Source organism: Bradyrhizobium sp. ARR65, from assembly GCF_000472385.1.
In the GTDB taxonomy this organism is placed as follows: domain Bacteria; phylum Pseudomonadota; class Alphaproteobacteria; order Rhizobiales; family Xanthobacteraceae; genus Bradyrhizobium.
In genome coordinates this window covers 96,510-116,336 of record NZ_AWZU01000011.1, presented here as the reverse complement: position 1 = coordinate 116,336, position 19,827 = coordinate 96,510, and the positions used below count along the sequence as shown (strand labels likewise).

Genomic DNA, 19,827 nt, shown 5'->3' with positions numbered 1-19,827 from the left:
ATTGATAACGCACCGTGCGCCAACGGTTCCAATTGCGACCGGGACGCCGTCCGGCGCTGCGTTGGCCGCTCTCGATGCCGGGAATAGCTAAAGCCCCATCCGATAGACGCTTGCGCTGAGGATGTCGCAGCAATTGACGAGCGCCTTGCGTGCGGGCAGCCAATCCATGCACAGCCGCATGACATCGAGCGTATCCGCCGGCCGCTTCAGCAGGCACCGACCAAGCGCAGACATCCGCGCTTCTCCAGTGCTCGACAGGCACGCCAGAGCGGCGCGTGGTATCTTGCGATGCATGGAGTCGATCACGACACGCACGGCCACAAAACGCATCCCATGCCTGGTGGCGAATTGGGCGACGAGGTGAGATTCCATATCCACCGCGAGCGCACCCGATCGCATCCCGAGTTCACGTCGCTGCGTCCTTGGCACGATTGCCGCATCGACGCCAGCAATCGGGGCGTAGAGGGCTCGCGGAATGGCCGACAGCAGCCATCCTGACCAGGCATCATCCGTCGAAAAGCTTCCATTGCGTCCAACAACGCCGGAAGCAATGACGACGTCACCTGAACCCAGCTCGGGCGAAAGCCCGCCTGCGAGCCCAAAGCTTACGACACCTTTGCAGCTTGCGGCTGTCGCCCCATCGAGGACTGTACCCAAATCTGCTGGCTGTCCGCCGCCAATCTCCCCCGGAAATTCACTTATGAGAATTTCCGCCTCAAGTGCGAGGCCGACGCAGATAATCGCCTGGCCATTTTCGGCCGCGTTATCCCCCGGCCCCTTGAGCAGCCTGGTGACTGGCATTTTTCAGAACATCTGGCATTTTTTCGGAATATAATGGTTTTCGGAATATAATGGGCTGCGGACGCGAAGGTCTGGACCAGCGTCCCGTCCCATAAACATGGACGAGGCGGAATCGTTTCAAGGTGCATGCTCGCCGACGCAAGCGGCGTGATCCGGGACATCGTCAGGACATGCGCCGACGCGTCGGCACATCGCTAAAGGAGATCTCTGCGCGCTGCCGGACCGATGTGCCGGCCATTCTTTGGAACCTGCAGCTCCGAGCCGCATTCGTCCTTCCGAAGATGGTCGATAACAGCGTTCGCGCCGGCGTCGACGCTCAAATCCTCTGACCGTTTGCGGCGCGGCTGCCGCTCAAGTCGGAGCGAGCTCAAACAACCGATAGGCAGTACGGCTCTTATGCTTAGCCTTCACGAAAATATTTCGCTGTTGGCAGAGCTCTGCGTGGCGGGGGCGACACTCGGAATTCTTTACAATCTGGTTGCCGCGCTCCTCGTTCTTCGATTTGGGAATCCGGCCAAGCCTGCAGTCTCCAAGCTACCGCGGGTGAGCATCCTAAAGCCGCTCCATGGCGCTGAGCCCGGACTGTATCCGCGACTTACGACTTTCTGCCAGCAGGATTTTCCGGAGGAGGTTCAGCTCATTTGCGGAACACAGCAAGCGGACGATCAGGCGATACACACGGTTCGGCTGGTGCAAAAACTCAATCCTGCTGCGCAGATTGATCTGATCGTCGACGAACGCTCCCGCGGCACAAATCGGAAGATCGGCAACCTCGTCAACATGGAGCCCAGAATTCGTCACGAAGTGGTTGTGCTGTCCGACAGCGATATACTCGTCGACAATCACTTCTTGCAGCGGATCACAGCAGAGCTCGAGAGCAGAAAAGCGGGAGCGGTGACCTGCGTCTATTACGGAGTCGGGTTACGCGGCATCTGGGCGCGCCTGTCGGCTGCCAACATCAATTGCCAGCTTCTTCCCAACGTCATCGTCGCCTTGTCGTTTGGCGCTGCCAGGCCGTGCTTCGGCTCGGCTATCGCCCTGCACGCGGAAACCTTGAAGCAGATCGGTGGCCTGGTCGCTTTCGCGGACGAGCTCGCCGACGATTACGCCATCGGCAAAGCGGTGCGAGCGCTCGGAAAGGAAGTTGTCATTCCGCGCTGGGCGGTCGGCCATGCTTGTTTTGACCGCAGCTTTCGCTCCTTCTGGGACCATCACATGCGATCAGCACGAACCATCCGCTCGATCGATCCCATCGGCTACGTAGGACTGCTTTTCATGCATCCGCTGATGCTGTCGGTCCTTGCCGCGTGCGCCGGGACGTCTCATTCGCTTGTCCTCATCACCTCGGCACTCTCAGCACGCGCCATTCTGACCACCAGCGTGGAGAGCACGTTCGGATTGCAACGACAGAGCTTCTGGCTGCTGGCATTGCATGACGCAATCTCGTTTGCGGTCTACGTGTGCAGCTTCTTCGGCAATTCGGTCACCTGGCGAGGATACAACTTTCACATTCTGCGTAACGGCACCATCGAAACGGACGACCTGATTCCGGAGCCTCGGCGAAGCGAGGACTGATCACCGAATGAAGGTTGGCGGTGGCGGCACGATCTGGATGGGCAGGGAATGTATCTTCCGCACCTGCGAATGGCGCCGGCGCAGTTTCGCGAGCGTGCCGGATCCTCCGGCGGGCAAGCGGTGTCGTCGTGCACCCTTGCGCCGTCTGGAAATTCGCAGTTGCGAGCACCTATGGCCAGATTGGATGATGGTGGGCTCGTTTGTGGTCTTCGGCAGATGATGCATTGGTCCAACAAGAGCCAGGATCCAATTGCCGATGATACTCACGATCGATCAGACCGAAGCAGTCGCAGGACATCCGCTCCAGCTCCTGCACACGCTCGATTTGGATGAACCGCCGCCTGGTGGAGATCACTCCCTCGGCCTCGAGCTCTTCCAGACGCTCCGTGACGCTTGCGCGCCGCACGCCTAGTAGCTGGCCGATGACCTCGTGGGTCAACGGGATTTCGCCCGCATTCAGACTCCTGCGGGCGAGCAGGAGCCATCGCGCCAGGCGTTGCTTCAGCGGATGCCGCAGGTTGCAGGCGCCGCACTGAGACGTCTGCACAAGCAGGAAGGCGACGTAGCGATTTAGCAGCGTGTGCAGCACCGGGAGGCGCTGCAGCATCTCGCGGAATGCCGGTGCAGCAATGCGTAGAGCCGTCCCGCCAACCTGAACGATGCGGCGGTGCAAAGGCGCGATCTGGGTCCCAAGCATTAGAGGTACGCCGACGCAGCCATCCGATCCGATGAGCCACACTTCAACGAAGTTTTCGTTGCCAACTCTTGCCGCGACCGACACCAGCCCGCTTTCGAGAAAATAGATGTACTCCATCGGGAGCTTCCAGTGCTGGAGCACCTGGCGAGGGCGGAGTTCCGCTTTCTCGGCCGATTCAAGCAGGACTGATAGCTCCTCCGGCGGCAGCAAGCGGAGCAGCTTATTTTGCAATGTCCCAGCACTTCGTGCTTCGACAGGGCTCATCCCCTCTGATCGAGGTCTTTCGTCCGAACCTGGCAATATGTCCATGGCAAACCTCTTGCCCCCGGCACTCGCTCTCGCAGCGCAGCCCGCCAAAAGCCCGAAGAGACGTGGCCGCATCCGGCGTAGGCGCGTCTGCCGGCGGGTCGCCCCAGTACAATAGGAACCGGCCGCTTCAATGAGGGTTCCTAAAGAGACGCACACAAGATCCCTGGTTCAAATGAAGCCGGAAGCTGCGGCCTGACGAAAGCTGCAGGCTGTTGTGCGAGTGCGCTGCTCGAGTTGAGACGAACTCGATTCCATTGGGCCGCGAGATGTCCGTTCGCGATCGGCTGCTCCAATATCTGCGCAGGCGTCTCGAAAGCGACCCGGTACCGCTTCGCTTGGTATTCTGGAACGGCTATCAATTCGATTTTGCGCCGGGGCCATCCGTCACCCTCGTCCTGCACAGTGATGAGCCAATTCGCGCCCTGTTGCGGGGCAATTTCGAGCGCCTTGGGGATGCCTACGTGAATGGCGCGATCTCGGTTGAAGGCAGGATCGAGGATGTCCTCGCGGTCGGCATTTCCCTGGCCGAGCGTTTCGGAAGACATGGAGCGCTGCAGCGACTTGCGCGCCTGGCGAGGCTCATCCCACACCGCCGCTCGGCGGAGACCGACGCCGCGAACGTCCAGCATCACTACGACGTCGGCAATGACTTCTACCGCCTCTGGCTCGACGAACGGATGATCTACTCGTGCGCCTACTTCAAGACGGGCCTGGAGGACATTCACACCGCGCAAAGGCAAAAGCTGGATCATATCTGCCGGAAGTTGATGCTCAGACCCGGCGAGCGGCTGCTCGATGTTGGATGCGGCTGGGGCGGCCTCCTGGTGTGGGCGGTAACGCGTTACGGGGTCAACGGCGTAGGTATCACGCTCAGCGAACGCCAATACGCCTATGCGAAGGAGCTTGTCACGGCTTCCGATCTCTCCGACCGGATCGAAATTCGTCGCCAGGATTACCGCGATCTCCGCCACGACGCCCAGTTCGATAAGATCGTGTCGGTCGGAATGTACGAGCATGTCGGATTGGAGAATCTCTCGTCATACTTCTCGATCATCGCCGATCTGCTTGAGCCTGGCGGGGCGTTCCTCAACCATGGCATTGTGGCGACGGACCCGGAAGGTCGTGCTCGCGGACCCGCGGGGGGAGAATTCATCGACCGGTACGTATTTCCCGGCGGCGCCGTTCCGCACCTCTCCCGCGCGCTCGTTGAGATTTCGCGCGCCGGGTTGGAGTTTGCCGATGTCGAAGATCTGCGGCCGCACTATGCGCTGACCCTGCAGCATTGGAGCCGCAGACTCGAAGCGCACCGTGGCGACGTTATCCGTACCGCCGGCGAGAGACGGTTTCGGATTTGGCGAGTTTTCCTTGCAGGCATGGCCTGCGCCTTCGACCGCGGCTGGCTGTCGGTTGCGCAAGTGCTGTCGTTCAAACCATTTGGAAGCGGTGGAGCGAGCAGACCATGGACACGCGCCTATCAATATGCGGAAGATCCTCCCGGTCGGGACGCTATTCCGTACGCGGGCCAATTGGACCGAGGGCGCAATTAAGGAACTCGTTACGGAAGCGCCCTCCGCGGAATCGTCTAGCTCTCCGCCTGGGCGGCATAAATTGAATGAGACGGCCTTGAACGTGTCATGCTGAACGGTCTCGTCAATCTCATCGACAGAAGACTCCGCGCCCTCCACGGAGTGACGGAGTATACGTCATCTCCGGACTGCATTTTTCGGATTCAGTTGGGGACCAGCCGAGAGCGGATCATGCTGGAAGACGGTACGGTGGTCGGCGCGGGCACCCGCATCGCCATCCTGCATTTTTGGAACGAACACATCCCTCCTTTCCCCAGAGGCGGGCCCAGGCTTGGCTGGGCGCGCAGGATAAGCCGTGCATTAGAGGATTCCCTGAGCGAGCTTGAACTGTACCTCGCCTCACGGCCCGATCTCTACGACGTCCTGGCGATCCGAGCCGAGATGACCCTCGCGGCCGCCGAACGGGCTCCGCAGCTCCTTGCTCTCGCCGCTAAATATGGCTTCGCGCCGATCAAGACCGGCAACGCATCCTTGGGCAGGCAGCTTCACCGTTTGGGCGAGAACATCCTGATTGCGATGCTCGTATTGGCGCATAACCCCCGCGCCTTCCGCGTCGATACGCTGCGCCGTTCATGCACGCCGATCTTCATCTCTCGGACCGAAATGCGCAGGCGTTTCGGCAAAGGCGGCGAAAACACGCGCCAGCGGACCGATCTGCGCGAACCGGCCGAAGCGGATGGCGGCAGGCGAGCTACCAACGCCTAACATCATTGGGTCTATATCCGTCGTGGTTGGCTCGGGACGGCACAAAGGCGCGGTGCCGTACCATTTCTGCATCGGGCCTCGGAACCTTAAAGCATTCCCGATCATTTCCCGAGTGCGTTGGCAGAATTCCTGCTGTTGCGCTGCTTTCAACGATCGCCCTTCCCGCCAGATGAAAGGGCCTCATCGCCGCGCCCGCCTCATGTCGAATCCCATCGAAGAGTACGGCCTAATCGGCGATGGAGAAACAGCCGCGCTGGTGCATCAGAGCGGCTCCATCGACTGGTTGTGCTTGCCACGTTTCGACTCCGATGCTTGTTTCGCTGCCCTGCTGGGCACAGCGGAGAATGGATTCTGGAAGCTCGCTCCTGTTAGCCCAGCGCGGACGTCGCGCCATTACGCAAAAGACACCCTCGTCCTGGAGATGGAATTTGAAACCAGCTCAGGAGCGGTGCGGCTGACGGATTTCATGCCCATTCGCGACAAGAACCCGGCTCTGATCCGGATCGTGAGAGGCTTGCGCGGTCGGGTGATGATGCGCAGTGAAATGAACCTCTGTTTCGACTATGGGTCCGCCCACCCCTGGCTTGAGGTCCATGGCGACCGAGCGATCGCGCGCGTCGGTCCTGACCTTGCCGTCCTTTACTCCCCGCTCAAGCTGCATCGGGATGGGCCGACGGTTGTTTGCGAATTCGATTTGAGCGCCTCCGAAGAGCGCGCCTTCGCTCTGATCTATGGCTGCAGCTCTGCACCCGAGCCGCCCGCCGTGGATGCGGCCCCAGCGCTGTCCAAGACTCTGCAGCATTGGCGTGAATGGATCGGCCGCTTTCAAAAGCAAACCGACTGGCCTGATCCAGTTCGCCGCTCGCTCATTACACTGAAGGCGATGATTTACCGCCCAACCGGTGGAATGATTGCCGCGCCGACCACTTCACTTCCCGAGCGGTCCGGCAGTGCTTACAACTGGGACTATCGCTATTGCTGGATCCGCGACGCAGCCTTCAATCTCATCGCGCTGGTCGATGCCGGCTATCAGCCCGAGGCAACCCAATGGCGCAACTGGATGTTGCGCGCGGTGGCCGGCGACCCCGAAAAGATGCGTATCGCGTACCGCGTCGACGGCTCTCGTCGTCTGGAAGAATGGGTTGCCGACTGGCTTGCGGGATATCGCTGGATTGCCCCGGTCCGGGTCGGCAACGCTGCAGCTTCGCAGCGCCAACTCGACATATTCGGCGAACTTCTGGATTCCATTCATATCGGTGCTCAAACCGGTATAGAGCGATCGAGCCAGGAGGAGGAGCTGCTTGAAGGCGTCGTCAAACATGTCGAAGCTGTGTGGCGCCTGCCGGACAACGGCCTTTGGGAATTACGAGGCCAACCCCGCCATTTCGTTTACTCCAAGGTCTCGGCCTGGGTCGCGATCGATCGCTATATCCGCCACCGTGAAGCGTACGGGCCCCATGCCGATGCCAACCTTGGCCGGATGAGAAGATTGCGAAAGACGATGCACGACGAGATATGTCAGGAGGGCTACGTCGCCGGGCTTGGTCATTTTGTCGAATACTTCGGAGGCGAGTCGCTGGACGCTAGTCTCTTGCTCTTGCCCCTCCTCGGCTTTCTGCCGATCGAGGACGAACGGATCGCGCGCACGATCGATGCGATCGAGAAGCACCTTGTGGTCGACGGCCTTGTTCACCGCAAGAAACCGCAGCAGCAGAATCCAGAAGGCGCCTTCCTTGCTTGTAGCTGCTGGCTGGCCGATTGCCAGTTGATGCAGGGACGACGCGAAGCCGCTCGCAAGACCTTCGAGCGTGTCCTCGCCGTGAGCAATGATCTCGGTCTTTTCGCCGAAGAGTACGACGTCAACGCCAAACGTTTCACCGGCAATTTTCCTCAGGCGCTCTCGCATGTCGCTGTCGTCCGCACCGCCTTGCGTTTCTCCGGCGCGGTCAGCGAGCGCGGCAGCGGACGGCCGAACCTGTCCGCGTGACAGAATCGTATATCAGCGGCTATCAGCAGCCGTTCTTGCGAGAGGCTCACTGGCCAGTCTGCGGCGTTTGAATGCCGGGAGCGGTCGGCTCGTAACGTGCCGGCCAGTCTTGCCGATTCGAATAGTCGGTCATGCTCAGACCATACAGAAACAGCAGCCAGAAAAAGCCGCTGACGGCGAACACCCATTTCAGCGAAGCTGATCCTTTCAGGCGCATGAAGAGGATGAACAAAGCGGCTGTCTGTATCCCTGCTATCCCATACTGCACAATGGGCGCCCAGATCCCCATCTTGAGGTACGCGGTCCAAGCGCTCACGGCAGCCAGCAGCAGCATGACGCCCCAGGCGATGACGAAGGGCAATGCCCGCGCACGTCTTGCTTCAATTTCGGGTCCGATGCTCATGAGCGTCCAAGCAGGTAGATGCTAGGGAAGAGAAAAAGCCATACGGTATCGACGAAGCTCCAGTAGATGCCGACCACTTCGAGCGGCGCATAATAGGTGGGTCCTATCTCGCCACGCCGTATCCGCCAGAGCAGCATGTAAAGCACCAGCGCGATTCCGACCGTGAGATGAACCGCGTGCAGGCCTGTTCCAACCCAGTAAAACATCCAGAACAGCTCGCCCGCCGATCCCTCTCCCGGCTTGGATTCGAAATGGACCACAGGCACGACTTTATCCTGGTAGTCGAGATAGTATTCGTAACCCTTGACGACGAGAAAGGCGGAGCCGAGCGCCACAGTGACGACCAGCCAGATCATCATCCTGCGAGGGTTCTCATCCTGGGCGGCTGCGTTGATGGCAAGCACCATGGTCAGGCTGCTGGTCAGCAGCAGCACGAAGTTCAGGCTGCCGCACCACAGCACAGTGTCCCTTGCGGCGGCTGCAAATTCGTGCGGATAAGTCATTCGATAGAGAAAATAGGCGAAGATCAGGGCACCGAAGAAGATCGTTTCATTCACCAGGAAGACCCACATCCCGAGCTGGGCCGTATCGCCTTGCTGTTCGAGCGTGGCGTATTGCACCTCGGGCGCAAGCCGTGCACTACCGGACATGCCGCGTACCCTCCTGGGTCACAAAGCTGTCGCTCTCTGGATCGTAACTGTACGGTCCGAGCCTGACGGCCGGCGTCCGCTCGAAATTGTGCTTCGGTGGCGGAGAGGGTGTGAGCCACTCAAGGCCGGTCGCGCCCCACGGATTGGCTCCGGCCTTCCGCCCCCAGAAGACGGACCAGCCGAGATAGAACAGCGGAAGCAGGTAGGCCACTGCGAGAATAGAAGCACCCGCGGAGGACAGCAGGTTCCACGACTGCCATTCCGCCGGATAGGTGTAGGAGCGCCTGGGCATGCCGAGGTAGCCGAGCACGAATTGCGGAAAGAATGTCAGATTGAATCCGACATAGGTGAGGATCGCGGCAAATCGGGCCCACATTTCCGGATAGAGCCGACCGGTCATTTTCGGCCACCAGTAATGCAGCGCGCCGAAGAAGGCGCTGACGGTCGCGCCGACCATGATGTAGTGGAAGTGAGCGATGACGAAATAGGTGCCATGGACGTCGACATCGACCGCAAGCGTCGCCAGCATCAGTCCCGTGACCCCGCCCATCGTGAACAACAGCACGAATCCGAGCGCATAGAGCATCGGCGCATCGAAGGTGATCCTTCCCTTGTGCAGGCTCACGGTCCAGTTGAACACCTTGATGGCCGATGGCACGGCGACAAAGAACGTCGCCAGCGAAAAGACGATCCCGGAATAGATCGAAATTCCCGCCACGAACATGTGATGAGCCCAGACAAAAAAGCTCAGGATCGCGATAGACATCAGCGCGATCGTCATTCCGGCATAGCCGAACACCGGCCGGCGCGCATAGCAGGGAATGATTTCACTGGCGACGCCCATCGCTGGCAGGATCATGATGTAGACCGCTGGGTGCGAGTAGAACCAGAACATGTGCTGCCACAGTAGCGGATCGCCGCCGTGCCGGGGATCGAACAGCCCGATGCCGATGAACCGCTCGACGGCAAGAAGGAACGTATCCATCGCCAGGACCGGAGTGGCCGTCAGCATCACGACGCTCACGGCATAGATGGCCCACACGAACAGCGGCAGGCGCATCCAGGTCATGCCCGGCGCGCGCAATCGGTGAATGGTGACGACAAAATTGAGAGCGGTCATGATTGACGAGAAGCCGTTGATGAAGACCGCCATGGCCGCCGCGAAGACGTAACCGTTGGCGTAGACCGTCGAGAGCGGTGTGTAAAACGTCCAGCCGGTATCGGCCCCTCCCATGATGAGCGCATAAAGCACGACGAAACCTGACAAATTGAAAACGTACCAGCTCAGAAGGTTGACGCGCGGAAATGCGAGATCACGCGCCCCGATCATCATCGGAATGAAGAAATTGCCGAAGGTCGTCGGGATTGATGGAATGAGGAAGAACCAGACCATGATGATGCCATGCATCGTGAACATGCGGTTATAGAGTGCGGGCTGCAGCAGGCCTTCAGGTGTCGCGAGATTCATCCGCATCAGCGTGGCGGCACCGCCACCGACAAAGAAGAAGAACGTGATCGAGACGAAGAAGAGCAGTGCGATGCGCTTGTGGTCACGGGTGAACAGCCAGGAGACGATCGTATTCTCCGATGTGAGATAGCTCGGCTCGGTCGCGGCGCCAGGTTCGACCGCCGGAACGCGCCCAAATGTCGTGGTGCTCATCGGCCAGCCTCCTGCTTGCCCGCGAGGGATTTGATGTACGCGATCAGCTTCAGCAGTTCGTCCTCCCCGAGCTGCCCCGAAAAATCGGGCATGACGGGCGGGTATCCGGCGACAGTGAAGCTGCGCGGGTTGAGAATGCAGTCCCGCAGGTACGCATCATCGGCAATCCGGACCGAGCCGTCCTCCAGGTGCACCAGCGTGCCGTAGAGCCCTGCGAGCGAGGGCGCATGAACCGTGCTGTTCTCGCCATGGCAGCCACTGCAGCCATGCGCGCGGAAGAGATCAGCGCCCTGCGCCGCAAGGGCTTCGTTCACGCCCTGCTCGGCAAGCCAGCGCGCGTAATCTGGCGCCGTCATTACGACGATATCCCCCTGCATCGTCGCATGCTGAAGCCCACAATACTGCGTGCATTCGAGCTTGAAGACGCCGGTTTTATTGGCCTTGAACCAGATAGTTTCGAGCGTACCGGGCACCACGTCGTGCTTGATGCGGAACGCCGGGACAAAGAAGCTGTGAATGACGTCCTCCGACGCCAACACCAGCCTGATTGTCTTGTCGACCGGAACGTGCAGAGCATCGATCTCGCGCTGTCCGCCTGGATGCTCGACCTTCCACATCCACTGCTTGCCGACGACATAGACCTCCTCGTCTGCCGGCGGCGGCTTGAACAGCCATAGATAGATGGCCGCCCCCCAGACAAAGAGGATCAGGAACACGCCGAGCGTCGCTGATGTCCAGACGATTTCGAAATGCCAGGTCTTTTCAACCAGATTGGCCCGTGAGGCGGTGCTGCGGCTACGATAATGGATGCAGAAGCTCAGCATCATTACTACGACCGTCGCCATGATCAGGCCGCTAAGCGCGAGCTCGGCTATGTAGAGGTTGTTGACCACCACCGCGTTGACGGCGGCTGTATCCGGCCAGAATGGGATCCAGTGATACATGGCCTCACCCGTAACGCCGCCGCCGGATGGCGATGAATATCGCGATCGCAGTCAACGCTGCCCCGATATTGGCAGCCATGAACGCCGCCGTAACCGGGACCGTCCATTGGCCGAGCGGCGCGCCCTGAACATGGCAGAGCAGCAGCAGACGAGTCAGAGGCCCCTGCGACTTGTCTTCCTCGGCATCCGCAAAGGCCGTGACCAGTTCCTGGGGCGAAGCCGTAAACCCCTCCACGTAGCGGCTGATGACGCCATCCGGTGCCGCGACGATGAACCCTGCGGGATGGATGTAGGTATCGAGCAGAGAGTCGTACCGATACGGAAATCCCACAGTCTCCGCGATGTTGCGTACGCTCGCGGGGCTCCCCGTCAGAAAGTGCAGGCCCGCCCTGCTCCCAGCACGATCAAGCAATGCGGCATAGGTCTCCGTTGCGGCGGCCGCGTCGCGCGGCCGATCGCGCGGATCGATGCTGATCGCAACCAACTGGTAATCGCGCCCCGGTTCGAGTGGCAGGGTCTTGAGTGTATCCCCGACGAGATTGCGCAGGGTCACGCCGCACAGCGACGTGCAGCGCAGATATTGGAGCACAACGATGACAGGTGACTTGGTGAAGTACGCGCCAAGCGAGACGCTGCGGCCGTCTTCATCGATGAGCTTCTCGCTGAGCGGCAGCCGCGCACCTGGATGCGCTCGAAACGAAAGGTCTGCAATATCGCTGGCCTGAGGCGTTCCCGATTGAGAGACGCGCGGTCCGAGGTAAGCGATGCTCGAACCAACAGCGCCGAGCAGGACGATAAGGACCAGAGCGTAGGCGATCCGTATCATTGTTGCGCCTTCGGAAAGCCGTCGATCCCCGTCTGCGCAAGCTTCTTCATCGCCTGTTCAATCGGGATATGGACAATCCCCTTCTGCTTGTCGATCCAGTAGTAGCCGTTGAGCCGCTGCGCCTCCTCGGCGCGAAAGCGTTCCAAATCGGCTTCCGCATTGGTCTGCAGACGGGGACCCGGTGGATTGATGTGCAGCGTGCGACTGACGTCAGGCAGCGCATCCGGATATGCGACGATCAGCACCAAGCAAGAGATGGCGAGCAGCACAAGGAGGCCGATATAGATCACGGCAATCGGCCCCAGTTCCCAGTCGGTCGGCTCAAAGGCAGTGACCGGATTGTCTTGCTGAACCTCTGTCTCGGCCATGACCGCTCGGGTCGCGGGATCGGGTTTGGATTCCTTGGGCAGCTTGCGCAAGAAAAGGTAGAATCCAACAATAGCAGTGAGGACCGCGCCGGCGATGACATTCCGCCACGCCATGCGGCCAGCCCCTTGGGTCTCCTCGTGTGCCTGGTCAGCCATGGTCCGTGGTCCAGATCGGTCGGCTCGCCGGCGCAAGCCCGCGGGAATAGCGCAACTCAAGAGCAAACAGCAGCATGATCGCGCCGCCCAGCGCCAGAACGGCCGCTACGTCAAGCCAGAATGGCGTCGGGCTCGTGGACTCCGGCATGATCAGAAGCCAGGTATTCGCGACGCGACTGATCAGGATCAAGGCACAGACGATCCCAACCACGCCGCGATTGTACTTGCTGGGCGCCCACAGCAGGACGAAGAACGGCACCACGAATCCGAAGCCGGCCGAGACGTAGATCGCCGGACGCCATGCCGAGTCGAGTCGCTTCAGGTACCAGGGGATCTCCGTCCTGAGATTCTCCTCCCAGATGATCAGGAACTGCATGAACTCGACATAGGCCCAGAAGATCGTTGTCGCGAGCAGGATGCGCGCAAGGTCGCTCATGTGCGCGCGACGCCTCTCCTCGGCCGGCCAACCGGAAGCCGCGACGGTCAACACGACCGTCGCCATCCCAGTGTTGAACCAGTTGGCCGCTTGCGTGTACGGAAAGATCGATGACCAAAATCGAGGTTCAAGTGAGAGAACCCAGTCGATCGCGGCAAAGCTCGCGGAGAGCGCCAGCACAATGAGTCCGACTGCGCTGATCCAAGACAGGCCGGAGGGGACAGGCTCCTTTCCTTCGCGCGGCCCCCACAGCGCGTAGGCCGCCAGCAGATTCCACAGCACCACATAGGTGCCATATCGGACACGAAAAGCCTGGGGGTTAAGATAGAAGGTATTCGGCAGGCCCGGCGGGGGGTGCGTCCAGCCATACAGCGAAGTCAAGTCGATGAAAGCCGGAATGCCGGCAAGGCTCGCGAGCGGCATTGTCATGATAGCGGCAGCGAGAACCGGACGGGCCGTTTCCATCCAGTCGCCACCGCTGAGGTCGTGGACGAGCACGAGCGTGACGCCCGCGAGTGGGATGCCGAGCCAAAGGACGTAGCTGCACAACCACGCATGCGCAAAAGCAGCCCAGTCCGACAGCGCACCGACGATGCAACCGGTAACGCCGATTGCGCAAACGGCGACTGCACCAATCCTGACCCACATCGGTTTCATTGCAGCGTGCTCCGCTTGTCGGCCGGTACGTCGGACAGCGATGCGCTCGCACTCGCCTGCAAAGCCCGTATATAGGCCACGATCGCCCAGCGGTCCGCCGGTTCGACCCGGTCCGCGTAGGAATACATCGCGCCATAACCGTGCGTGATCACGTCATAGAAGAGCTGGTTGGGCGCGTTCCGCAAACTCTCGCTGTGATACGATGGCGGGTGCGGAAAGCCGCGCTGCACGATGATGCCATTGCCGTCGCCGACCCTACTGTGGCAAGGCGAGCAATAAATGTCGAAACGCTCCTGGCCGCGTTCGAGCAGTGCCATGGTGACCGGCGGAGGGCTCGGCGCAGCGGGAGGATCGTCGCGTGCGACGGTGTGCGGCACCGGCTTGATCGGCCAGTTGACCTGAGAGCCGACGGGCAGTTCATAAGGATTCAGCTTCGGCTGATTGGCCATGTTGTCGCAGGCCGTCAGCGCGACCGACAGGACAGCCACCGCTGCGCCTGACCTCCACCTCATGCCGGAACCTCCTCGATGCGTTCGGCACCGAGCCGCTCGAACAAGGCGCGCACGGAAGCCGCGTCGAAACGCGGATCGGTCGCCTCAATGCAGATGACGAAGCGGTCGCGGGAGGCGCGTTCGAAGGCTCCCGCCTCGAAGATCGGGTGATAGAGCCTGGGCAGTCCGGACGCCGCCAGCATTCCGATAAAGCCGGCGGCAATCGTCACCAGCAGCATGAACTCAAACGTCCCGACCATGAAGGCCGGCCAACTGTTATACGGGCGGCCGCCCACGTTGATGGGATAGTTCAATGCTTCGTCCCAGAATTGGATCCAGTATCCCCAACACGCACCCAGGACGGCAGCGCTGAACATCAGAAGCGGCAGAAGCAGCTTCGCCCCCGGATGGATGATCCGATCCAGTCCCTCGACCGGATAGGGCGTATAGGCTTCGAACGCGCGAAAGCCGGACCGGCGCAGATCTTCTGCCGCGTTCCTCACCGCGTCCGGTGTTGCAAACTCCGCCACGACGCCAAAGAGCTTCTTCATTTGGCCTTCTCGTCTTCGATGATCTCGCGCACTTCGGCGAGCGAAATGATCGGCGCAAATCTCAGGAACAGAAAGAACAGCGTCAGAAAGAGCCCGATCGTTCCGGCAAGCGTCGCCCAATCCCAGAGGGTTGGGAAATAGTTCCCCCAATACGAGGGCATATAATTGTGCTCCAGGCTCGCGGTCGTGAAGACAACGCGCTCCTGCCACATCCCGACGATGATTCCGCCGGAGATCAGGAACAGCAGGACCTGATTGCCGCGAACAACCGGCAACCACAGCAATTGCGGAACGATCACGGTGAGGATCTTCTCCGACCAGAACAAGGGCGCCGTAAATCCGAAAGCCCGGTGAAGGAATTCGGTCCGTTCGGCGACGTCACTGCTGTAGAGCGGACCGAACGCTTCCCAGACATAAGCGTAAGCGAGCATCAGGCTGCCGACGAGCATCACCTTGGCCATGGCATTGAAATGATATTCCGTCAGCACGCTCTGGAGGCCGTAGCCCCAGCGTACAAGGATCGTGAGCATGACGATGACCGCGGTGCCCGACGTTACCGCGCCGAAGAAGAAGTAAGGGGGAAATTGCGTATCATGCCATCCTGGCGTCAGCCCGGCCGCATAGTCGAGGCCGACCACGCTGTGCACCGAGATGACCATCGGCGCCATGATCGCGGACATGATCGCGTAGACGATACGCTGGTTCTGCCACTCCGCGACCGATCCGCGCCACCCCAGGGCGAGGATGCCGTAGAAGATCTTCTTCGGCTTTGTCGTTGCAAGATCGCGTACTGTCGCGAGATCGGGAAGGATCCCCGCGTAGTAGTACATGATCGACATCAGAATGTAGCAAAGCAGGCAGATGAAATCCCACCACAGCGGGCTGCGCATCTGCGGCCAGACGCCCATCACGGTCGAATAGGGAAACAGCCAATAGAAAAATCCCGGCCTGCCCAGATGCATGATCGGCATCAGGCCCGCGCAGGGTGCGGCTGACAGCAACATGCTTTCCGCGATGCGGTTCGTGGCCGAACGCCACGGCGATCGTGTCAGGAAGAACAGCGCGGACACGATCGTGCCGCCGCTCGCCAGTGCGATCCACCAGACATATTCGGCAATCGCAAGCCCCCATGCGACCGGTATCTCGACGCCCCACACCCCGATGCCGACGATGAACAACACCGCCATCTGGACGATCAGCACCATCAGCAGCGCGAATGAAAGGCCGAATCCGATCCACCACCACAGTGGCGCGCTGCGCATGAGCACGCGACTGCTCACGTCCTCGCTCAAGGTGGTCAGGGTCACGTCCGGCCGGACAACCGGCGCCCCGGCCGGCAATTCATTCGTCAGCGTCGTCGCCATGGCGTATTGCCTCGCCGTCTCCGGACGTCTCGGTCTTGATCGTCGGATTGGGATTGCGAATAAGCGCGCTGTAACTGGTCCGCGGCCGCGTATTCAGCTCATCGAGCAACGCATAGTCGATCGGCCACGCTTTGCGTTTGGCGACGCCGCTGTTGCGGTCGTTGCGATCGCCGAACACTATCGCCTGGGTCGGGCAGCTCTGTTGACAGGCAGTACGCACCTCGCCGTCGGCGATCTTTCGATTCTCCTTCTCGGCGTCGATCTGAACGGTTCGGATGCGCTGAATGCAATAGGTGCATTTCTCCATCACGCCGCGGCCGCGCACTGTCACTTGCGGGTTCCAGGACTCCGCAGCGCGCTCGTTCTCTTCGGCATATCCATAGAAATTGAAGCGACGAACCTTGTAAGGGCAGTTGTTGGAGCAAAACCGCGTGCCGACGCAGCGGTTATAGACCATCAGGTTGAGACCTTCGTGATCATGCACGGTGGCGTGCACCGGGCAGACCACTTCACAGGGCGCCTGTTCGCAATGCATGCAGGTCATCGGCTCGAACGCCGTATCGGGCGCATCGGCCGAGCCCGAATAGTAGCGATCGACCCGCAGCCAATGCATCACGCGTCCTGCGAGGACCTGGTCCTTTCCAACGATGGGTATGTTGTTTTCGGCCTGGCAGGCGATCGTGCAGGCTTGGCAACCGATGCAGGAATTGAGATCGACGGTCATGGCCCAGGCACGATCGGGGTATTGATAGGCCTGATAGAGCGACTCTGCTTTCTTCTGCTCTACGATCTTGCCGGGGTCGCTTCTGAATTGCGTGAGATCGCCCTCGCGGATGAGGTCGCGCCCGAGCACGCGATCCTGGCCCTGGGTGGTCGCGAGCCTGTAAGTCTCTCCAGTCTTGATAATTGAGACTATATCGACACCCCAGGGATGGCCGGAGTTACGGACGGTATAGGCGTTAAAGCCGGAGCCGACGCCGAGCCCGCCGGCGGTGCGGCCCCAGCCTAGCGGCAAGGTGATGCAGTCGGGCGCCTGACCCGGCAGCACGAAAACCGGCGCCTTCAGCTTCGCCTTGTCGGCGACGATCTCGACGACATCGTGCGTCTTCAGATCGAGACGCTTCGCTGTACTTGGTGCGACGAGCGCGGCGTTGTCCCAGGTCAAGCGCGTGAAAGCGCGGGCCATTTCAAGAAGCCAGGGATTATTGGCGTGGCGCCCATCCCAAAGCCCGTCATCCGGCCGGAACAGCGCCTGCAGCGCCGGCTGGCTGGCAGTGACCGTGGGGTGTTCTTCAACTGCGACGTCAGAGACCGGCTTGAGCGGCAGGCCGGGCTCTGCACTATCGGCAACGACCCCGGTCCGCAGGGCCTCGTGCCAGAACGCTTCAAAGTCGCCCCGGTTCTCCTGCTGTGCGCGCTGCCGCCAGAAATCACGCAGTAGTCCGTAAGTATCGGGCGACAAATCCCCAAGCAGCACGGCGAGGACTTCCTGCGGGGCGCGACCGCCGTACAGCGGACGCACCTGCGGCTGCATGATTGTCACCGTGCCGTCGAAAGCGCGTGCATCGCTCCACGCTTCAAAGGCGTGCGCAGCGGGAATGCGCCACTTGCATGCGACCGCGGTCTCGTCATCGTAGAGCGCAAGTGCGACGGAGAACGGGACATGGCGCAGCCGCGCGGCAAAATCGAGATCGGCGGGCGCATCATAGACCGGGTTCGGGCCCAGGATCAGGAGCGTGTCGACCTTTCCCGAAGCCATATCGTCGGCGAGTTCGGCAAGGGATTGCTGCTTCGACCCGGGCATTGCTTCGACGGGAGCGATCAACCTGACCGTGCTGCCGAAGCCGCCAAGTTTGGCGTTGATCGCGTCGGCCAGGAGATGGACTTCGGCGGGCTGCTCCCGTCCGGCATGTATGAGGGCCTTGCCCTTGTTCTCACTTAAATCATCGGCTGCTGCCTTCAGCCAAGGCGCATATCTGTTTTCTGACTGCGACCATGCTTGCGGACCAGCTCCCAGCAGTGCCGCGAGATAACGCAAGGCGCCGATGATCTCGCCCGGCTGCATGGCTAGGCGATGATCCGCCTTCGCGCCCAACAGCGTGGGCGTGCTTTCGATCGCATAGACCCGGCTCATTGCACCGCCGGTTTCAGCCGGCCGCCGCGCCGCGGCAAACCGCCGGGCATAGGCGAGCCAACCCGGCGTTGCCGAGATCAGATCGCTTTCGACGCCAAGGATTCGTTCGGCCTTGCTCAGGTCGAAAATCCGGTCCGCATTCTGTCCAAAGCTGCGCGCGGCGGAGACGTATTCGCTGTCGCGATGAAGCGGCTCCCATTGATGCCAGCGCATGGCAGGAAACTGCTGCTGCAGCTTTGTCATCTGGTCCGCCAAGGACGGCGAGGTGATCGCTCCGGTCAGAATGCGCAACCCCTCCCCTTTTGCACCCATCAACGCATTGCGCCGGCTGTACAGCACGCTGACGAAGCTCTCCCTGGGAGCGATCCTTCCCTCGCCAAAGATGGTCTGGGCACGCCGCGGATCATAGAGTTCGAGAATGCTCGCCTGCATGATCGCGCTCGCTGCGCCCAGAGACGCGGGATGATCCGGATTACCTTCGACCTTGATTGGCCGTGCCATCTGATGCGCGACCAGGACCCCTGTGGCGTAGCCATCCTGAAGCGTCGCGCCAGTGTAGTAGCGGTTGCGACCGGGTACGACGTTTTCGGGCTGCTCGACGTAGGGCAGCAGTTGCCGCTGCCCGACCTCAGGACCGCATCCAGATAATCCACCCAGCGCCATCGATGCCGCCATCAGCTGAAGGAATCGGCGGCGGTCGAACGCATTGACGACGTCGCGAAACCGCGGGGCCTGCCGTTCGACCAGCGCCACGAACTCCGGTGACTCGGCCAATTCCTCGAGGCTACGCCAATATGTGCGGACTGGTTCGTTCATCGGTGACAGATCCCGCAGTCGGACAGAGCTTCCGTTTTGATGTGGTACTGCACCAGCAAAGCGTCGCCAGAGGGAGTTGAATCGGTGCGACGCCAGTGCGGGTTGAAGACCTGGTCCTTCGGGCGAAGGTGCGGCGCCGGATCTCGATGGCAGGAGAGACACCAGCTCATGTAGAGGTTGTTGGCCTTCCAGGTCATTGCCATATCGCCAATCGGACCGTGACACTCCGTGCAGCCAACGCCCTTGGCGATATGGATGCTGTGATCGAAATAGACATAGTCGGGAAGCGTGTAGACCCGCGTCCACCTGATCGGAGTGTTCTCAGCCAGGCTTTTCCGGTCTGGCTCCAGCATTGCGGCATTGGTCCAGATCTGCGAATGACAGGTCATGCAAATTGCGGTCGATGGCATTCCCGCGTTCGAGGATTCCTCCACTGTCGTGTGGCAATAGCGACAGTCGAGCCCAAGTCCGCTGACGTGATGCTTGTGACTGAATGGGATGGGCTGCTCGGGCGTGAACTGTTGCTGGCTGTTGTAATCCACTAACGGCACGACCCAGATGGCCGCCACCAAAAACACGCACACGCAAAACACACCGACGAGCGCTGCGGTCATGAACAAATTCGCGCGTGGCCCGAACACCGCCATCAGTACGCCCTGTGACAGCCCCCCAGCGCGTCACGCCAGTTCACACGATGTCGGAATATCGGCG

Annotated in this window: 18 protein-coding genes; 4 read left to right on the top strand and 14 right to left on the bottom strand. The window is 60.7% G+C overall.

Features of this window, described 5'->3' with window-relative positions:
- Nucleotides 1-87: 87 nt before the first annotated feature.
- On the bottom strand, nt 88-801 hold the full coding sequence (locus F758_RS44040) for a phosphorylase family protein (protein WP_024508621.1): 714 nt from the start codon (nt 799-801) through the stop codon (nt 88-90).
- A 225-nt stretch (nt 802-1,026) separates the two neighbouring features.
- On the opposite strand from F758_RS44040, the gene hpnI reads away from it, so the two are divergent.
- Entirely contained in the window at nt 1,027-2,376 is a 1,350-nt protein-coding gene (gene hpnI, locus F758_RS0115040; RefSeq protein WP_084305407.1) for a bacteriohopanetetrol glucosamine biosynthesis glycosyltransferase HpnI, read from the top strand.
- 169 nt (nt 2,377-2,545) lie between these two features.
- On the opposite strand, the gene F758_RS0115030 is transcribed toward hpnI, so the two are convergent.
- Nucleotides 2,546-3,337, bottom strand: a complete 792-nt coding sequence (locus F758_RS0115030) for a Crp/Fnr family transcriptional regulator (RefSeq protein WP_198026498.1) — start codon at nt 3,335-3,337, stop codon at nt 2,546-2,548.
- A 311-nt stretch (nt 3,338-3,648) separates the two neighbouring features.
- Between F758_RS0115030 and F758_RS0115025 the strand changes: the two genes are divergently transcribed.
- The 3 genes from F758_RS0115025 (at nt 3,649) to F758_RS0115015 (ending at nt 7,660) form a co-directional block, all read left to right on the top strand.
- Nucleotides 3,649-4,929: a class I SAM-dependent methyltransferase gene (locus F758_RS0115025; RefSeq protein ID WP_024508618.1), complete on the top strand. Its 1,281-nt coding sequence runs from the start codon at nt 3,649-3,651 to the stop codon at nt 4,927-4,929.
- Nucleotides 4,930-5,139: 210 nt separating this feature from the next.
- Nucleotides 5,140-5,673, top strand: coding sequence for a hypothetical protein (locus F758_RS0115020; protein WP_024508617.1), 534 nt, complete (start codon nt 5,140-5,142; stop codon nt 5,671-5,673).
- Between the two features lie 52 nt (nt 5,674-5,725).
- Nucleotides 5,726-7,660, top strand: coding sequence for a glycoside hydrolase family 15 protein (locus tag F758_RS0115015; RefSeq protein ID WP_349542751.1), 1,935 nt, complete (start codon nt 5,726-5,728; stop codon nt 7,658-7,660).
- Between the two features lie 46 nt (nt 7,661-7,706).
- On the opposite strand, the gene F758_RS0115010 is transcribed toward F758_RS0115015, so the two are convergent.
- From F758_RS0115010 to F758_RS0114955, 12 genes are read right to left on the bottom strand one after another with little or no spacing between them, the layout of a single operon-like run.
- On the bottom strand, nt 7,707-8,063 hold the full coding sequence (locus F758_RS0115010; RefSeq protein ID WP_024508615.1) for a cytochrome C oxidase subunit IV family protein: 357 nt from the start codon (nt 8,061-8,063) through the stop codon (nt 7,707-7,709).
- Nucleotides 8,060-8,713: a cytochrome c oxidase subunit 3 gene (locus F758_RS0115005; RefSeq protein ID WP_024508614.1), complete on the bottom strand. Its 654-nt coding sequence runs from the start codon at nt 8,711-8,713 to the stop codon at nt 8,060-8,062. The genes F758_RS0115010 and F758_RS0115005 overlap by 4 nt, the downstream gene beginning before the upstream one ends.
- The gene (locus F758_RS0115000; protein ID WP_024508613.1) at nt 8,703-10,373 is read right to left on the bottom strand and encodes a cytochrome c oxidase subunit I; all 1,671 of its coding nucleotides are present in this window, start codon (nt 10,371-10,373) and stop codon (nt 8,703-8,705) included. Before F758_RS0115000 ends, F758_RS0115005 begins: the two co-directional genes overlap by 11 nt.
- Nucleotides 10,370-11,317 (bottom strand): cytochrome c oxidase subunit II, encoded by a 948-nt coding sequence (gene coxB / locus F758_RS0114995; RefSeq protein WP_035722049.1) that lies wholly within the window; start codon nt 11,315-11,317, stop codon nt 10,370-10,372. The genes F758_RS0115000 and coxB overlap by 4 nt, the downstream gene beginning before the upstream one ends.
- A gap of 4 nt (nt 11,318-11,321) precedes the next feature.
- Entirely contained in the window at nt 11,322-12,143 is an 822-nt protein-coding gene (locus F758_RS0114990; RefSeq protein ID WP_024508611.1) for an SCO family protein, read from the bottom strand.
- Nucleotides 12,140-12,667, bottom strand: coding sequence for a hypothetical protein (locus F758_RS46515; protein WP_024508610.1), 528 nt, complete (start codon nt 12,665-12,667; stop codon nt 12,140-12,142). The genes F758_RS0114990 and F758_RS46515 overlap by 4 nt, the downstream gene beginning before the upstream one ends.
- The gene (locus F758_RS0114980; RefSeq protein ID WP_035722046.1) at nt 12,660-13,760 is read right to left on the bottom strand and encodes a hypothetical protein; all 1,101 of its coding nucleotides are present in this window, start codon (nt 13,758-13,760) and stop codon (nt 12,660-12,662) included. Before F758_RS0114980 ends, F758_RS46515 begins: the two co-directional genes overlap by 8 nt.
- Nucleotides 13,757-14,272 (bottom strand): c-type cytochrome, encoded by a 516-nt coding sequence (locus F758_RS0114975; protein ID WP_024508608.1) that lies wholly within the window; start codon nt 14,270-14,272, stop codon nt 13,757-13,759. Before F758_RS0114975 ends, F758_RS0114980 begins: the two co-directional genes overlap by 4 nt.
- The gene (locus F758_RS0114970) at nt 14,269-14,802 is read right to left on the bottom strand and encodes a DUF3341 domain-containing protein (RefSeq protein ID WP_024508607.1); all 534 of its coding nucleotides are present in this window, start codon (nt 14,800-14,802) and stop codon (nt 14,269-14,271) included. Before F758_RS0114970 ends, F758_RS0114975 begins: the two co-directional genes overlap by 4 nt.
- Nucleotides 14,799-16,166 carry an NrfD/PsrC family molybdoenzyme membrane anchor subunit gene (gene nrfD, locus F758_RS0114965; RefSeq protein ID WP_024508606.1) on the bottom strand — a complete coding sequence of 456 codons (1,368 nt, stop codon included), beginning with the start codon at nt 16,164-16,166 and terminating at the stop codon, nt 14,799-14,801. Before nrfD ends, F758_RS0114970 begins: the two co-directional genes overlap by 4 nt.
- Entirely contained in the window at nt 16,144-19,116 is a 2,973-nt protein-coding gene (locus F758_RS0114960; RefSeq protein WP_024508605.1) for a TAT-variant-translocated molybdopterin oxidoreductase, read from the bottom strand. The genes nrfD and F758_RS0114960 overlap by 23 nt, the downstream gene beginning before the upstream one ends.
- The gene (locus F758_RS0114955; RefSeq protein WP_245286504.1) at nt 19,113-19,730 is read right to left on the bottom strand and encodes a cytochrome c3 family protein; all 618 of its coding nucleotides are present in this window, start codon (nt 19,728-19,730) and stop codon (nt 19,113-19,115) included. The genes F758_RS0114960 and F758_RS0114955 overlap by 4 nt, the downstream gene beginning before the upstream one ends.
- Between the last annotated feature and the right edge of the window lie 97 nt (nt 19,731-19,827).

Excerpts from the sequence above, each read along its gene's own strand:
- F758_RS0114980 (WP_035722046.1), bottom strand. The coding sequence starts at position 13,760 with ATGAAACCGATGTGGGTCAGGATTGGTGCAGTCGCCGTTTGCGCAATC.
- nrfD (WP_024508606.1), bottom strand. The coding sequence starts at position 16,166 with ATGGCGACGACGCTGACGAATGAATTGCCGGCCGGGGCGCCGGTTGTC.
- F758_RS0115030 (WP_198026498.1), bottom strand. The coding sequence starts at position 3,337 with ATGAGCCCTGTCGAAGCACGAAGTGCTGGGACATTGCAAAATAAGCTG.
- F758_RS0115005 (WP_024508614.1), bottom strand. The coding sequence starts at position 8,713 with ATGTCCGGTAGTGCACGGCTTGCGCCCGAGGTGCAATACGCCACGCTC.
- coxB (WP_035722049.1), bottom strand. The coding sequence starts at position 11,317 with ATGTATCACTGGATCCCATTCTGGCCGGATACAGCCGCCGTCAACGCG.
- F758_RS0114970 (WP_024508607.1), bottom strand. The coding sequence starts at position 14,802 with ATGAAGAAGCTCTTTGGCGTCGTGGCGGAGTTTGCAACACCGGACGCG.
- F758_RS0114990 (WP_024508611.1), bottom strand. The coding sequence starts at position 12,143 with ATGATACGGATCGCCTACGCTCTGGTCCTTATCGTCCTGCTCGGCGCT.
- F758_RS0115020 (WP_024508617.1), top strand. The coding sequence starts at position 5,140 with ATGCTGGAAGACGGTACGGTGGTCGGCGCGGGCACCCGCATCGCCATC.
- hpnI (WP_084305407.1), top strand. The coding sequence starts at position 1,027 with ATGTGCCGGCCATTCTTTGGAACCTGCAGCTCCGAGCCGCATTCGTCC.
- F758_RS46515 (WP_024508610.1), bottom strand. The coding sequence starts at position 12,667 with ATGGCTGACCAGGCACACGAGGAGACCCAAGGGGCTGGCCGCATGGCG.
- F758_RS44040 (WP_024508621.1), bottom strand. The coding sequence starts at position 801 with ATGCCAGTCACCAGGCTGCTCAAGGGGCCGGGGGATAACGCGGCCGAA.
- F758_RS0115000 (WP_024508613.1), bottom strand. The coding sequence starts at position 10,373 with ATGAGCACCACGACATTTGGGCGCGTTCCGGCGGTCGAACCTGGCGCC.
- F758_RS0114960 (WP_024508605.1), bottom strand. The coding sequence starts at position 19,116 with ATGAACGAACCAGTCCGCACATATTGGCGTAGCCTCGAGGAATTGGCC.
- F758_RS0114975 (WP_024508608.1), bottom strand. The coding sequence starts at position 14,272 with ATGAGGTGGAGGTCAGGCGCAGCGGTGGCTGTCCTGTCGGTCGCGCTG.
- F758_RS0114955 (WP_245286504.1), bottom strand. The coding sequence starts at position 19,730 with ATGACCGCAGCGCTCGTCGGTGTGTTTTGCGTGTGCGTGTTTTTGGTG.
- F758_RS0115010 (WP_024508615.1), bottom strand. The coding sequence starts at position 8,063 with ATGAGCATCGGACCCGAAATTGAAGCAAGACGTGCGCGGGCATTGCCC.
- F758_RS0115025 (WP_024508618.1), top strand. The coding sequence starts at position 3,649 with ATGTCCGTTCGCGATCGGCTGCTCCAATATCTGCGCAGGCGTCTCGAA.